Origin of the sequence: Pseudomonas sp. PA-6-3C, from assembly GCF_021605825.1 — a bacterium.
GTDB lineage: Bacteria > Pseudomonadota > Gammaproteobacteria > Pseudomonadales > Pseudomonadaceae > Aquipseudomonas > Aquipseudomonas edaphica.
Window position 1 is genome coordinate 20169 of record NZ_WKDV01000031.1, and the last position, 14731, is coordinate 34899.

Genomic DNA, 14731 nt, shown 5'->3' on the forward strand with positions numbered 1-14731 from the left:
CTTGGCCAAGGCATGCCCATGACTCCCGCGTCGTCCGTCGATGAAAAGAGCTTCCGTACCCTGTTGAGCCGAAACGTCGCGTTACCCTTGGGCGTCGGCGTGCTCAGCGCGGTGTTTTTCGTCTGCCTGATCACTTATTTGCTGTCGGTTATCCAGTGGGTGGAGCACACCGACCGGGTTATCAATAACCTCAATGAGTCATCCAAGCTGACGGTGGACCTGGAAACCGGCCTGCGTGGCTTTCTGATCACTGGCGACGAGCATTTCCTCGACCCTTACGAAGTGGCCAAGCCCCGCATCATTGGTGACCTGCGCAACCTGCAGGAGCTGGTGGCGGACAACCCACAGCAGGTCGACCGCCTCAAGCGTCTGGAGTCGATGCAATACGAGTGGAACAAGTACGCCCAATCGATGATCGACTTGCAGCGCAGCAGTGGCGATTACCGCGGGGCGGTGCAGGCCGGCCGCGGCAAGAGCCTGACCGACGCGATTCGCAACGAATACACGGATGCGGTGGCGATGGAGCAAGCGTTCCGTGTCACGCGCAATGCCGATGTCACCCGCACCACGATCATCAGCGTGACCTTGTACCTGGCCTTCGTGCTTGGACTGAGCGGTTTTCTGGCCTACATCGGTAGAAAGAATTTAATTGCATTATCAGAGAGTTACAGCGCAAACCTCGCGTCACAACAGAAGATCGCCCGGCGCCTGGAGCAACAAGCCTGGCTGCGTAACGGCCAGACCGAACTGGCCGAACAGGTGCTCGGCCAACTGACGCTGAACATGCTTGGGCGCAATATCCTGCAGTTTTTCGCCCAATACATGGGCTCGGCGGTAGCGGCGCTGTATGTGCGCGAAGAGCACGGCGGCCTCAAGCGCGTGGCCACCTACGGCTTCTCCCGTGAGCAGGAGCAAAAAGAGCAGGCGATCTACAGCGACGAGGGCATCGTCGGGCAGGCCGCCCAGCTTGATCGCCTGATTCGCCTGGATGATGTGCCGGTGGATTACTTCAAGGTCAGTTCCGGCCTGGGCGAAGGTTCGACCCGCAGCGTACTGGTGGTACCGACCAGCGACGATGATCGCGTCAACGGCGTGATCGAACTCGGTTTCCTGCGCCCGTTGGATGATCGTGACGTCGAGCTGCTGGAGCTGATTGCCGGCAATATCGGCACCTCCATCGAAGCGGCGCGCTATCGCCAACGCCTGCAGGAAGTGCTCGCCGAAACCCAGCAGCTCAACGAAGAGCTGCAAGTGCAGCAGGAAGAACTCAAAACCGCCAACGAAGAGCTCGAAGAACAGTCACGTATCCTCAAGGAGTCCCAGGCCCATCTGGAAACCCAGCAGGCTGAGCTTGAGCAGACCAACGAGCAACTGGCCGAACAGACCCAGACTCTGGCCGAACAGCGCGACGCCATGGATCGCAAGAACGTCGAGTTGAACAAGGCTCAACTGGAACTGGAAGACCGTGCCGACGAGCTGCAGCGCTCCAGCAAGTACAAGTCCGAATTCCTCGCCAACATGTCCCACGAGCTGCGCACGCCGCTCAACAGCTCGTTGATTCTGGCCAAATTGCTGGCCGAGAACCCGCAGGAAAACCTCAGCACCGAGCAGGTCAAGTTTGCCGAGTCGATCTATTCGGCGGGCAACGACCTGTTGAACCTGATCAACGATATTCTGGACATTTCCAAGGTCGAAGCCGGCAAGCTGGAAATGCGCCCGGAAAACTCCAGCGTGGCGCGCCTGGTCGATGGCCTGCGCGGGATGTTCGAGCCGCTGGCGGCTGACCGCAAGCTGGGCTTCCAGGTGGACATTCAAGCGGATGCGCCGCCGATGCTGTTCACCGACCGCCAGCGCCTGGAGCAGATCCTCAAGAACCTGCTGTCCAACGCGGTCAAGTTTACCGAGCAGGGTGATGTCAGCCTGTCGGTATCCCGTGCACCAGGGGAGGGCGTAGCCTTTACCGTGCGCGACTCGGGCATTGGCATCGCGCCAGACCAGCAGGAAAGTATCTTCGAAGCCTTCCGCCAGGCCGATGGCACCACCAACCGCCGTTACGGCGGCACCGGGCTGGGCCTGTCGATCTCCCGTGATCTGGCGACCTTGCTCGGCGGCTATATCAGCGTGACCAGCGAACCGGGCAAGGGCAGCGTATTCACCCTGGTACTGCCGGAGCAATATGTAGAGCGCGAGGAAGGTGCCGCGCCGATCGAGCCGCCGCGCCAAGTGGTGGCGGCACCTGCACCCAAGCCCATCGCGATCTCACCGCTGCCGGTGGCCGATGCCAAGCAGATTCCGCGCTTTGCCGACGACCGCGACAAGGCACCGTTCACTACCCGCTGCATCCTGGTGGTGGAAGATGAACCCAATTTCGCCCGCATCCTTTACGACCTGGCCCACGAACTGGGCTACAACTGCCTGGTCGCCCACGGCGCAGACGAAGGCTACAGTCTGGCCGAGGAGTACATCCCGGACGCGATTCTGCTGGACATGCGCCTGCCCGACCATTCCGGGCTGACCGTGTTGCAACGCCTCAAGGAGCACGCCAATACCCGCCACATTCCCGTGCATGTGATCTCCGTTGAAGACCGCGTCGAAGCCGCCATGCACATGGGCGCCATCGGTTATGCGGTGAAGCCGACCACCCGCGAAGAGCTCAAGGACGTGTTTGCGCGCCTGGAAGCCAAGCTGACCCAGAAGGTCAAGCGCGTGTTGCTGGTGGAGGACGATGACCTGCAGCGCGACAGCATTGCCCGCCTGATCGGCGACGATGACATCGAAATCACCGACGTCGGCTACGCGCAGGCCGCCTTGGACCTGCTGCGCACTAACGTCTACGACTGTATGATCATCGACCTCAAGCTGCCGGACATGCTCGGCAATGAGCTGCTCAAGCGCATGGCCACCGAGGATATCTGCTCGTTCCCGCCGGTGATCGTGTACACCGGGCGTAACCTGACCCGCGACGAAGAAGCCGAGCTGCGCAAGTATTCGCGCTCGATCATCATCAAAGGCGCGCGCTCACCTGAACGCTTGCTGGACGAAGTGACACTGTTTCTGCACAAAGTCGAATCCCAGCTGTCCCATGACCGCCAGAAGATGCTCAAGACCGCCCGCAGCCGCGACAAGGTCTTCGAGGGGCGCAAGATCCTGCTGGTCGACGACGATGTGCGCAACATCTTCGCCCTGACCAGTGCCCTGGAGCACAAAGGCGCGGTGGTGGTGATCGGGCGTAACGGTCATGAAGCCATCGACAAACTCAATGAAGTCGAGGATATCGACCTGGTGCTGATGGACGTAATGATGCCGGAGATGGACGGTTACGAGGCGACTGCCTTGATCCGCCAGGACCCACGCTGGAAGAAACTGCCGATTATTGCAGTGACGGCCAAAGCCATGAAGGACGATCAGGAACGCTGCCTCGCGGCGGGCTCCAACGATTACCTGGCCAAGCCGATCGACCTGGACCGGCTGTTCTCGCTGATTCGCGTATGGCTGCCAAAGATGGAACGCATTTAAGTGGAGCAAGTTTTCTTGGAAAAAAGCAGCGACATTGAGCTGCGCCTGCTGATTGAGGCGATTTACCTCAAGTACAGCTACGACTTTCGCGACTATTCCGGCGCGTCCGTCAAGCGCCGCGTGGCCCACGCACTGCGCCAGTTCGATTGCGCGACCATTTCTGCGCTGCAGGAGCGGGTGCTGCATGATCCGACGGCGTTCATGCAGTTGCTGCAGTTTCTGACGATCCCGGTGAGCGAGATGTTTCGCGACCCGTCGCACTTTCTGGCGATTCGCCGGGAAGTGGTGCCGCTGCTCAAGACCTACCCGTCGATCAAAATCTGGATCGCCGGGTGCAGCACGGGCGAGGAGGTGTACTCCATGGCGATCCTGCTGCGCGAAGAGGGTTTGCTGGAGCGCACCATCATTTACGCCACGGACATCAACCCGGCGTCCCTGGACAAAGCCAAGCAAGGGATTTTCTCCCTGGAGAACGTGCGTGCGTACACTGCCAATTATCAGCAGGCGGGCGGCCAACGTTCATTTGCCGACTACTACACAGCGGCTTACGATTACGCGATCTTCGACAAGACGCTGCGCGAGAACGTGACCTTTGCCGATCACAGCCTGGCAACCGATAGCGTCTTCTCAGAAACTCAGTTAATTTCATGCCGTAACGTATTGATTTATTTCAATAAAAAGTTACAGGATCGAGCGTTTGGGTTGTTTCATGAATCGCTGTGCCATCGCGGCTTCCTGGTGCTGGGCAGTAAGGAAACCCTGGATTTCTCCGCCTACAGCAAGCAATTCGAACCCTTGGTCAAACAGGAACGGATCTACCGAAAATCATGAGCGAGGCCGCAACTAACCCGCCACGCGGGATTGAAGCCATCGTCGTCGGCGCCTCCGCCGGCGGTGTTGAGGCGTTGCTGACGATTTTTGGTACGTTGCCTGACACCTTCAGTTTGCCGATTATTGCCGTGTTGCACCTGCCGGATGAGCGCCGCAGCCAGCTGGCCGAAGTCTTTGCGCGGCGCCTGAGCATTCCGGTGCAAGAAGCACGCGACAAGGAAACGATTACGCCAGGCACCCTGTATTTCGCCGGCTCCGGCTATCACCTGTCGGTAGAAAGCGACCGTAGCCTGTCGATGAGCCAGGAAGACCGCGTGCACCATTCGCGGCCGGCCATCGATTACCTGTTCGCCTCGGCTGCCGACACCTACGGCAACAGCCTGCTGGCGATTCTGCTGACCGGCGCCAACCAGGATGGCGCGCGTGGCCTTGCCCACGTCAAAGACTCGGGTGGCACCACCATCGTCCAAGAGCCCACAGAAGCACGTATCGCCGTGATGCCCTTGGCGGCACTGGCCTTGCACACACCTGATCATATTCTCACCTTGAGCCGGATTGGCTCACTGCTGGCTTCCCTGGAATCTTCCCCATGTTAAGTACTGTCCAGGCCAAACTGCTGATCGTCGACGATCTGCCGGAAAACCTGCTGGCCCTTGAGGCGCTGATCAAGCGCGAAGATCGGCAGGTTTTCAAGGCCTTGAGCGCTGACGAGGCCTTGTCACTGTTGCTGGAGCATGAGTTCGCCATGGCGATTCTCGATGTGCAGATGCCCGGCATGAACGGTTTCGAGCTGGCCGAACTGATGCGCGGCACCGAAAAGACCAAGAACATCCCGATCGTGTTCGTCAGCGCCGCCGGCCGCGAACTCAACTATGCCTTCAAAGGCTATGAAAGCGGTGCGGTGGATTTTTTGCACAAGCCGCTGGATATCCATGCGGTGAAAAGCAAGGTCAATGTGTTCGTCGACCTGTACCGCCAGAGCAAGGCCATGAAACAGCAGGTCGAAGCCCTGGAGCGCAGCCGCCGCGAGCAGGAGCTGCTGCTGACGCGCCTGCAGGCCACCCAGGCAGAGCTTGAACAGGCCGTGCGCATGCGTGACGACTTCATGTCGATCGTCGCTCACGAAGTGCGCACACCGCTTAACGGGCTGATCCTGGAAACGCAGCTGCGCAAGATGCACCTGGCTCGGGATAACGCCGCCGCGTTTACCCTGGACAAGATGCACGCCATGGTTGACCGCGACGAGCGCCAGATCCAGAGCCTTATCCGCCTGATCGAGGACATGCTCGACGTGTCGCGCATCCGCACCGGCAAACTGTCGATTCGCCCGGCGCGCTTTGACCTGGCGCAACTGGTGCGCAACCTGGTGAAAAACTTCGCCCCGCAAGTGGCATCCGCTGGTTCTTCGATGCACCTGGTTGCCGATGAACCTGTGGAGGGCAATTGGGATGAGTTCCGTATTGAGCAAGTGGTCACCAACCTGCTCACCAACGCTTTGCGTTACGGTGCCAAAAGCCCAGTGGATGTGCGTGTGTACACCGAGCACGGTGAGGCGCGCGTCGAGGTGCGTGACCGTGGCATCGGCATCAGCGCAGACAACCAGAAGCGCATTTTCCAGCAATTCGAACGCGTTTCGGCCAGCCATGTAGCGGCAGGCCTGGGCTTGGGGCTGTTTATTTCCGAGCAGATCGTGACGGCCCATGGCGGCACCATCGAGGTGGAAAGCCAGATAGGCGAGGGCGCGTTGTTCAGGGTGTGTCTGCCACTTGGCGAGCCGCAATGAAATCAATCGTCGCCTCGACGCAACCTCTGCGTGACCCCATGGTCGTACTTGCAGCAACTGACCGGACAAAGGCTTCCCATGAGTGAAGATGCACAAGATGTCGTACTGATCGTCGAAGACGACGAATCCATTATGTTTGTGCTGGGTGAATACCTGGCAGGCCTGGGCTACCGGGTGCTGAAGGCGATCGATGGGGAGCAGGCCTTCGAGATTCTGGCGACCAAGCCGCACCTGGACCTGATGGTCACGGATTACCGCCTGCCGGGCGGGATTTCCGGGGTGCAGATCGCTGAGCCTGCGATCAAGCTGCGACCTGAATTGAAAGTGATCTTTATCAGCGGTTACCCGCAAGAAATACTCGACTGCAACAGCCCGATCACGCGCAACGCGCCAATCCTGGCCAAGCCGTTTGATCTGGATACCTTGCAAGAGCATATCCAGCGCCTGCTGGCCTGAAGCAATAGGGCTGCCTCGCAGCAGCCCTATTGCTTGATCATCTCACGCACCTTGGCCGTCAGCAGGTCGAAGGTGAACGGCTTGGTGATCAGTTGCATCCCCGGGTCCAGGAACCCGCCGCGCACCGCCGCATGCTCGGCGTAGCCAGTGATAAACAATACCTTGAGTTCCGGGCGCAATTGCCGCCCGATTTCTGCCAGCTGTCGCCCGTTCATGCCGGGCAAGCCCACATCACTGATCAACAGGTCAATGCGTTGGTCGGATTCGATGATCGGCACGGCGGTATTGGCATCGCCAGCCTCGACAAAGGCATAGCCCAATTCCTTGAGCACTGCGCTGACCAGCACGCGTACGGCGGCGTCGTCTTCGACGATCAATACTGTCTCACCGGCATTGGCGAATGGCAGCAGTGCCGGGTTGGTGACGGCGTCCGCGACGCGCTCACCGATAAAACGCGGCAGGAACAGGCTGACTGTCGTGCCCTTGCCGACTTCACTATGGATGGTGACATGGCCATGTGATTGGCGGGCAAAGCCGTAGATCATCGACAAGCCGAGGCCGGTGCCCTGGCCGATCGGCTTGGTCGTGAAGAACGGGTCGAAGACGCGGCCCAACAGACTTTCGGGAATACCACAGCCGGTGTCGCTGACGCTCAGTTCCACGTAATCGCCTGGCAGCAAGGTGCCATAGGCGGCCGTGAACACATTGTCGAGGTGGCGGTTGGTGGTCTCAACGGTCAGGCTACCGCCGCTGGGCATGGCATCGCGCGCATTGATCACCAGGTTGAGCAGGGCGCTTTCCAGCTGATTGGGGTCGGCCTCGGCGGTCCAGAGTTCATCGGTCAGACGCATGTCCAAGGCGATGCTTTCATTGATACTGCGTTGCAGCAGTTCACCCATGGAACTGACCAACTGGTTGATCTCCACGGGTTTGGGGTCCAGCGACTGGCGCCGTGAAAACGCCAGCAAGCGGTGGGTCAGGCCGGCAGCGCGGTTGGCCGAGGTCACGCCCAAGTCGATCAAGCTGTCCAGGTCGTCCAACTTGCCGCGGGCCACCCGCCTGCGCAGCAGCTCCAGGCTGCCGATAATGCCGGTGAGCATGTTGTTGAAGTCATGGGCGATACCGCCGGTCAACTGGCCGACGGCCTCCATTTTCTGTGACTGGCGCAGCGCATCTTCGTTGTTGCGCAGTTGCGCCGTGCGCTCTTCAACCTGCTGCTCAAGGGTTTCCAGGGTGCGTTGCAGGCGCAACTCGCTCTCGCTCAAGTCGATCAGGCGGTCACGCGCTTCGTATTGCCGGCGCCGGCCGCGCAGGGCCGCGCTCACCAGACTGATCAGGGTTACTGGATGGAAAGGGCGCTCCAGGAAGGTCACGTTGCCCAGCAGGCCACTCAGGTGGGATGAGCCGTTCTGTTCACGGCCGCCATGGTGGGTCATCAGCACGATGGGCAAATCGGACCAGGCCGGCTGCTCATGCAGGTAATGCAGCAGGGGCTCCAGATCGACACCGCGCAGGGCTTCAGCGGCAATCACCAACATACCGACGCCTTGCCCAAGTGCTTCGCAGAGTTCAGTCAGGTTCCCGGCAACCATGCCGGTGTAGCCGGCTTCCTTGAGCATCATCAGCGCCAGGGAGCCGTCACGGCCCAGTGGCGCGAGAATAATTGCGCGCTCGGAGAGGGGAGAAAGGCCGGTCACACGCCCTCTTCCTTGAGCAGTGGGGAACCGGCGCCCATATAAGTCGGGATACCGCGCAGTACGCCCTGGAAGTTGTCGAGCGGCTCGCCCACTGTCAAACCACTGCCGCCGATACGGTATTCACGAATGGTGGACTCGTGGCTGCCGGTACGTTTCTTGATGATCGAAATGGCCCGGCGAACCTTGCCGAGTGCTTCGAAATAACGCAACAGGATCACGGTATCAGCCAGGTAAGTAATATCGACGGGGGCCTGCATGTCGCCTACCAACCCATGTTGGGCCACCGTCATGAACGTCGCCGCGCCGCGACGGTTCAGGTACAGCAGCAACTCATGCATATGCAGGATCAGAGAGTTTTCCTCAGGCATCGCCGCCTGGTAGCCGTTGATACTGTCGATTACCACGGTTTTGATCCCGCGTTCATCGACGCAACGCCTGACTCGGTGGGAGAATTCGCCAGGTGACAGCTCTGCCGCATCCACCTGCTCGATCAGCAGGTTGCCGGTGTCTTGCAGCGCAGCGAGGTCGATACCCATATTTTTCATGCGTTCGAACAACAGGCCCAGCTCTTCATCGAAAATAAACAGCGCAGCTTTTTCGCCACGCGACACTGCGGCGGCGGCAAATATCATCGAGATCAAGGATTTGCCGGTTCCGGCCGGGCCGAGGATAAGCGTGCTGGAGCCGGTTTCTACGCCGCCGCCCATCAAGGCGTCCATTTCACGGATGCCACTGCTCAAAGTCTGACGCACGTAACCACCACGATGCTCGGCGGCCACCAGGCGCGGGAACACGTGGATGCCGTCTTGCATGATGGTGAAGTCGTGAAAGCCACCACGGTATTTCTGGCCACGGTACTTCACCACGCGGATGCGGCGGCGTTCAGCGCCGTAGGTGGGCGTCAACTCTTCCAGGCGAATCACGCCGTGGGCCACGCTGTGCACGGTTTTATCCAGGGATTCGGTGGTCAGGTCGTCAAGCAGCAGTACGGTGGCGTCGTAGCGCACAAAGTAGTGTTTGATCGCCAGGATCTGGCGGCGATAGCGCAGCGAGCTTTGCGCCAGCAGGCGGATTTCCGAAAGGCTGTCGACCACCACGCGAGTGGGCTTGATCCGTTCCACCACTTCAAAAATCTGCCGGGTTGCCTCACCCAGCTCCAGGTCGGAGGAATACAGCAGGCTTTGCTGGTGCTCGGCGTTGAGCAGGCTTTCTGGCGGGGTTAGCTCGAAGATGTGAATGTTGTCGTCCAGGTCCCAGCCGTGGGACTTGGCGCCCTGACGCAACTCGCGTTCGGTTTCTGACAGGGTGATGTACAAGGATCGCTCACCGTTTTTCGCGCCGGCTTGCAGAAAGTGCAGCGCTACGGTGGTTTTCCCGGTGCCGGGTTCGCCTTCCAGCAGGAACAGGTGGCTGCGTGATAGCCCCCCGGAAAGAATGTCATCAAGACCTTCGATGCCGGTGGCCGCCTTTTCACTGAACAGCTCTTTGGATGTAGACAAGAAGTGCCCTCGGGTCACGTACAAGTAAAGGGAGGCGCGTCGGCTTGGACGCGCCATATTTACTTGACCGTAGCGGGTTGTGGCGGTTCAACCTGTCGTATAAATCGTGGTGGATTTGTGACCTGCGCCAAAGCGCTGCTTTTGTGTGGGAGCTGGCTTGCCTGCGATAGCATCACCTCGGTTTATCTGTCAGACCGAGGTGTCTGCATCGCAGGCAAGCCAGCTCCCACATAGCGCGCGAAACTAAAGCCCTTGCTGCAACGCCGGATCATCCGGATTCTGCTGCTCCAGCTGCGCCAGTAACACCTGCACATTCTGCAACTGCCCGGTTTCCTTCCAATAGCTGACCAGCAACACACGCGCCTTGCGATTGGCGGGGTGGCGCTGGACGATTTCTTCCAGCTGACGCTGGGCGGCGTCCACCTCTTCCTGGTCGTGCAGCGTGGTGGCGAGGTCGAAGCGGTAATCCTGATTGTCAGGCTCAAGCTCCACGGCTTTGGACAGGCCAAGCAACGCGTATGGCCGCTCCCCATGGTGCAACAGCCACATGCCCAGGGCGTGTTGCAGGTAGGCCGACTCCGGATGTGCCGCCAATTGCCGCGCCAGCAACTGGCGGGACTCATCGGTCTTGCCCTGCTTATCGAGCAATTCGATTTGTGCGACCACAGCTTGCAGGTTGTCCGGTTGCAGGCGCATGGCCTGCTCCAGTGCATGTTGCGCGTCCGGCAGCAGGGCGCTGTGGATGTACAAGCGCGCGAGCTGAATCCAGCCTTCGGCGGTTTCGGGCTCAGCCTTGAGCTTTTTCACAAACTCATCGAGCACTTGCTGCAAAGGCCCGAAATACAGGCCCAGGGTATCCGGCGACAGGCCGAGCAGGGCGTTGGCGGCGGCAAAACGCACGGCTTGTTCAGGATCGTCCAGTGCCGGGCCAAGCAGTAAGGTGCGTTGGCCGCTGGGCACCAGGCCAACAATACTGTGAATCGCCGCTTCACGAACCAACGGCGACTCATCAGCCAGGTCTTTATCCGCCAGCTTCAACGCCTGAGGGCTTGGGTAATTGGGCAGTTCGGCGTGCAATGCGGCGCGACGTTCAGGCGACAAGTCCGGGCGGCCCAGCTGTTGATACAGCACACGGGCGGCGCCGGGTTCGCCGTTACGTGCTTGCTTCAACGCCTTGGCGTAACCATGGGCGATCGCCGGCGGCACGGCCACCGGAGTGGAGCGGGAGAAAAACCAGGTGACCAGGACAAGCAACAACAGGGCGCACAGGCCGACGATGGAGTAACGGCGTGACTTTGACATGCAGGCGTCCAAAAGCTGGGGGCAGCTAATCGCAAAGCCTCAAGCTTCGGTCAGACCACGACGAGTGTCAAACCCGTATCAGCCGAGCACGTATTCCACTGGTTCCAGGGCAGGAGGCAGATTGATCTCGCCCAGGGCGGCGAGAATCTCGCGCTCCAGGGTGCGCACTATCGCATTGCAGGGCAGATCGTTTTCATCGAAACCGAACGGGTCTTCCAGATCATCACCGATTTCATCCAAACCGAAGAACGTGTAGCTGACGATGGCGGTGAACACCGGCGTCAACCAGCCCAGCGGTTCGGCCATGGCGAACGGCAGCAAAATGCAGAACAGGTAGATGGTGCGGTGCAATAGCAGCGTGTAAGGGAAGGGCAGTGGCGTGCTTTTGATCCGCTCGCAGGCGGCCTGCACCAGGCTGAGGCTGACCAGCCGGGTTTCCAGCTGGGTGTAGCGCCATTCACTGATCACACCCTGTTCGGCCAGCCGCGAAAAGCGCGCGCCCAGTTGTTGCAGCACGTTGTCGGGAAGATTGGGATGCGCCCGGTCAACAGTTATCCAGGGTGTGATAACGCGGGCCTCGTCTTCATGGCGCAGGTGCGCGACCAGGCCGTGGGCAAACCCGCACACCCCACGCAGCAGGCTGGCGCGCTCGGGTGAGTTGCCCAGCACTTGGGTTTCGCGGATCAGCGAGCGCACCTCAATGATCATCTGCCCCAGCTGCTTGCGGCCTTCCCACCAACGGTCGTAGCAGGCGTTGTTGCGAAAGCTCATGAAGATCGACAACGACAACCCGAGCAAGGTGAACGGCGTGGCATTGACCTTGGAGAAGTAGGCCGGGTGCAGGGTCTCCACCAGCACGATCACTGAAGCCAGCAACGTGACCATCAGGCTGCGCAAGGCAATGCGCTTGGCAATCGAACCTTTAAGGGAAAACAGGATACCCATGAGGTTGGGTTTGGGGCGGACGATCATCGGGACACGGCTTCTTTGGCGGCGCAGGCCTGGAGATTAGGAGTTTGCGCCCAGAGCGTCCAATCACTGCGGCTGACCGGCTGATAAGCCGGATCAATGATTGGCCAAACCAGTCAGCCAAGTTGAAGGCTTTGACCATTGCCGCCAAAGCGCTCTAGAGCGACTATTTCAGCGATTCTCGTCGTGAAAAATGTCCTGAAAATAAAAACACACAAGGATTTGGAACCATGCGTGAGTATTTGGCTGCCACCACTGCCTTCGACTACCAGCACACCGTCAACGCCGCCCTGTCCGGCAACCTGCAAGCCCTGAATGCCTGTGTGGAGTGTTGCGATCGCCACGCGCTGCCGGGGCGCATTGCGTTGTTTTGGGAAGGCAAGGATGGGCGCAGCGCCAGTGTGACCTTCACCCAATTGCAGGACCAGGCGGCGCGCTTTGCCAATTTCCTCCTGGCCCAAGGCGTGCAACAGGGTGACAAGGTGGCGGGGCTGCTGCCACGCACGGCAGAGTTATTGGTGGTGGTGTTCGCCACCTGGCGTATCGGCGCGGTGTATCAGCCGCTGTTTACCGCCTTCGGACCCAAGGCCATCGAGCATCGGCTGAACAGCTCCGGCGCCGTACTGGTGGTCACGGATGCGGTCAACCGCCCCAAGCTGGCTGAAGTCGAAGGCTGCCCGACCATCGTCACGGTGGCCGGGGACAAGGGCGAAGGCATCATGCGCGGCGACTACAGCTTCTGGGCTGAACTGCCGAACTATTCGAATACCTGCGAACCGGTGCTGCTGGGCGCAGAAGCCCCGTTCCTGCTGATGTTCACCTCGGGCACCACCGGCCCGTCAAAAGCCCTGTCGGTGCCGCTCAAGGCCATTGTCGCCTTCCAGAGCTACACCCGCGACGCGGTGGATTTGCGCCCCGAGGACGCGTTTTGGAATGTCGCCGACCCGGGCTGGGCCTATGGCATCTATTTTGGCGTGACCGGGCCGTTGTCCATGGGCCACCCGATTACGTTCTACGATGGGCCGTTCACCCTGGAAAGCACCTGCCGGGTGATCAATAAATATGGGATTACCAACCTCACTGGTTCGCCCACCGCTTACCGCCTGCTGATTGCTGGTGGCGAACAGTTCGCGCGCTCTATCAAGGGCAAGCTGCGTATCGTCAGCAGCGCCGGCGAGCCGCTGAACCCGGAAGTGATCCGCTGGTTTGCCGACAACCTGGGCGTGACCATTCATGACCATTACGGCCAGACCGAACTGGGCATGGTGCTGTGCAACCACCACGGCCTGGAACACCCCGTGCACGTCGGCTCGGCAGGCTTTGCCTCACCGGGCCACCGCATTGTGGTGCTCGATGATCAGAACCAGGAATTGCCGGCAGGCCAGCCCGGTATTCTCGCCATCGACCGTGAACAGTCGCCGATGTGCTGGTTCGCCGGCTACGACGGCGTAAAGACCAAGGCGTTTGTCGGCAAGTACTACCTCAGTGGCGACACCGTGGAGCTCAACCCGGACGGCAGCATCAGCTTTGTCGGGCGCAGTGACGATGTGATCACCACATCCGGCTACCGCGTAGGGCCATTCGATGTCGAAAGCGCACTGGTCGAGCACCCGGCCGTGATCGAAGCCGCTGTGGTCGGCAAACCCTGCCCGGAGCGCACCGAGCTGGTCAAAGCCTTTGTGGTGATCAACGAACAGTACCGCGCTACGCCCGAGCTGGCCGAGGAGCTGCGTCTGCACGTGCGCAAGCGTTTGGCGGCCCACGCCTACCCACGGGAAATCGAATTTGTCAGCGACTTGCCCAAGACCCCTAGCGGCAAGCTGCAACGTTTTATTTTGCGTAATCAGGAAATTGCGAAGGCACAGGCCATCGCCTGATCCACTTTTAAGGAAACAATGATGCAGATTGAAAACAAGGTATTCCTGGTCAGCGGCGGTGCTTCGGGCCTCGGCGCGGCCACCGCTGAGATGTTGATTGCCGCTGGTGCCAAGGTGATGCTGGTCGACCTGAACGCCGACGCTGTGGCGGCCAAAGCCAAGCAACTGGGCGATAACGCCCGCAGCGCTGTGGCCGATATCAGCCAGGAAGCCGCCGCCGAAGCGGCCGTACACGCCGCCGTTGCAGCCTTTGGCGGCCTGCACGGCCTGGTGAACTGCGCCGGGGTGGTACGCGGCGAAAAAATCCTCGGCAAAAATGGCCCACACGCCTTGGCCAGCTTTGCCCAGGTGATCAACGTCAACCTGATCGGCAGCTTCAACCTGTTGCGCCTGGCGGCTGCCGCCATCGCTGAAACCGCGGCGAACGCCGACGGTGAGCGCGGCGTGATCATCAACACCGCGTCGGTAGCCGCCTTTGACGGGCAGATAGGCCAGGCGGCGTATGCCGCCTCCAAAGGCGCCATCGCCAGCCTGACCTTGCCCGCTGCCCGCGAACTGGCGCGCTTTGGCATCCGCGTGATGACTATTGCCCCGGGCATTTTCGAAACGCCGATGATGGCCGGCATGACCCCCGAAGTGCGCGATTCCCTGGCCGCGGGTGTGCCATTCCCGCCACGCCTGGGCAAACCGTCCGAGTACGCCGCGCTGGTACGCCACATCATTGAAAACAGCATGCTCAATGGCGAGGTGATCCGTCTCGACGGCGCCTTGCGTATGGCAGCCAAGTAAGGAGAACACCCC

Annotated in this window: 11 protein-coding genes; 7 read left to right on the forward strand and 4 right to left on the reverse strand. The window is 60.3% G+C overall.

All coding sequences use genetic code 11. From position 1 onward, the window contains the following. Window positions 1–18 precede the first annotated feature (18 nt). The 5 genes from GIW48_RS19875 (at window position 19) to GIW48_RS19895 (ending at window position 6586) form a co-directional block, all read left to right on the forward strand. Window positions 19–3516: a response regulator gene (locus GIW48_RS19875; protein ID WP_236460656.1), complete on the forward strand. Its 3498-nt coding sequence runs from the start codon at window positions 19–21 to the stop codon at window positions 3514–3516. Continuing rightward, a complete protein-coding gene (locus GIW48_RS19880; protein ID WP_017138795.1) occupies window positions 3517–4347 on the forward strand; it encodes a CheR family methyltransferase in 831 nt (276 codons plus the stop codon). Further along, window positions 4344–4943, forward strand: a complete 600-nt coding sequence (locus GIW48_RS19885; RefSeq protein WP_236460654.1) for a chemotaxis protein CheB — start codon at window positions 4344–4346, stop codon at window positions 4941–4943. Before GIW48_RS19880 ends, GIW48_RS19885 begins: the two co-directional genes overlap by 4 nt. Beyond that, window positions 4937–6130 (forward strand): hybrid sensor histidine kinase/response regulator, encoded by a 1194-nt coding sequence (locus tag GIW48_RS19890; RefSeq protein ID WP_017138793.1) that lies wholly within the window; start codon window positions 4937–4939, stop codon window positions 6128–6130. Before GIW48_RS19885 ends, GIW48_RS19890 begins: the two co-directional genes overlap by 7 nt. A gap of 78 nt (window positions 6131–6208) precedes the next feature. Further along, window positions 6209–6586: a response regulator gene (locus GIW48_RS19895; protein WP_003217591.1), complete on the forward strand. Its 378-nt coding sequence runs from the start codon at window positions 6209–6211 to the stop codon at window positions 6584–6586. A gap of 26 nt (window positions 6587–6612) precedes the next feature. Here GIW48_RS19895 and GIW48_RS19900 read toward each other — a convergent pair whose 3' ends face one another. The 4 genes from GIW48_RS19900 to GIW48_RS19915 form a co-directional block, all read right to left on the reverse strand. Further along, window positions 6613–8283: an ATP-binding protein gene (locus GIW48_RS19900; RefSeq protein WP_170037425.1), complete on the reverse strand. Its 1671-nt coding sequence runs from the start codon at window positions 8281–8283 to the stop codon at window positions 6613–6615. Continuing rightward, window positions 8280–9782, reverse strand: coding sequence for an ATPase domain-containing protein (locus tag GIW48_RS19905; protein WP_017138791.1), 1503 nt, complete (start codon window positions 9780–9782; stop codon window positions 8280–8282). The genes GIW48_RS19900 and GIW48_RS19905 overlap by 4 nt, the downstream gene beginning before the upstream one ends. Before the next feature lie 243 nt (window positions 9783–10025). Further along, window positions 10026–11084, reverse strand: a complete 1059-nt coding sequence (locus GIW48_RS19910; RefSeq protein ID WP_017138790.1) for a HEAT repeat domain-containing protein — start codon at window positions 11082–11084, stop codon at window positions 10026–10028. Window positions 11085–11162: 78 nt separating this feature from the next. Next, window positions 11163–12056 carry a bestrophin family protein gene (locus GIW48_RS19915; protein WP_170037422.1) on the reverse strand — a complete coding sequence of 298 codons (894 nt, stop codon included), beginning with the start codon at window positions 12054–12056 and terminating at the stop codon, window positions 11163–11165. Window positions 12057–12283: 227 nt separating this feature from the next. Between GIW48_RS19915 and GIW48_RS19920 the strand changes: the two genes are divergently transcribed. Together GIW48_RS19920 and GIW48_RS19925 are read left to right on the forward strand one after the other, a co-directional pair. Beyond that, entirely contained in the window at window positions 12284–13930 is a 1647-nt protein-coding gene (locus tag GIW48_RS19920; RefSeq protein ID WP_236460653.1) for an AMP-binding protein, read from the forward strand. A gap of 21 nt (window positions 13931–13951) precedes the next feature. Next, window positions 13952–14719 (forward strand): SDR family NAD(P)-dependent oxidoreductase, encoded by a 768-nt coding sequence (locus GIW48_RS19925; RefSeq protein WP_099549743.1) that lies wholly within the window; start codon window positions 13952–13954, stop codon window positions 14717–14719. Window positions 14720–14731 lie beyond the last annotated feature (12 nt).

Coding starts and splice junctions, on each gene's coding strand:
- GIW48_RS19875 (WP_236460656.1), top strand. CDS start 19: ATGACTCCCGCGTCGTCCGTCGATGAAAAGAGCTTCCGTACCCTGTTG.
- GIW48_RS19885 (WP_236460654.1), top strand. CDS start 4,344: ATGAGCGAGGCCGCAACTAACCCGCCACGCGGGATTGAAGCCATCGTC.
- GIW48_RS19890 (WP_017138793.1), top strand. CDS start 4,937: ATGTTAAGTACTGTCCAGGCCAAACTGCTGATCGTCGACGATCTGCCG.
- GIW48_RS19895 (WP_003217591.1), top strand. CDS start 6,209: ATGAGTGAAGATGCACAAGATGTCGTACTGATCGTCGAAGACGACGAA.
- GIW48_RS19910 (WP_017138790.1), bottom strand. CDS start 11,084: ATGTCAAAGTCACGCCGTTACTCCATCGTCGGCCTGTGCGCCCTGTTG.
- GIW48_RS19915 (WP_170037422.1), bottom strand. CDS start 12,056: ATGATCGTCCGCCCCAAACCCAACCTCATGGGTATCCTGTTTTCCCTT.
- GIW48_RS19920 (WP_236460653.1), top strand. CDS start 12,284: ATGCGTGAGTATTTGGCTGCCACCACTGCCTTCGACTACCAGCACACC.
- GIW48_RS19925 (WP_099549743.1), top strand. CDS start 13,952: ATGCAGATTGAAAACAAGGTATTCCTGGTCAGCGGCGGTGCTTCGGGC.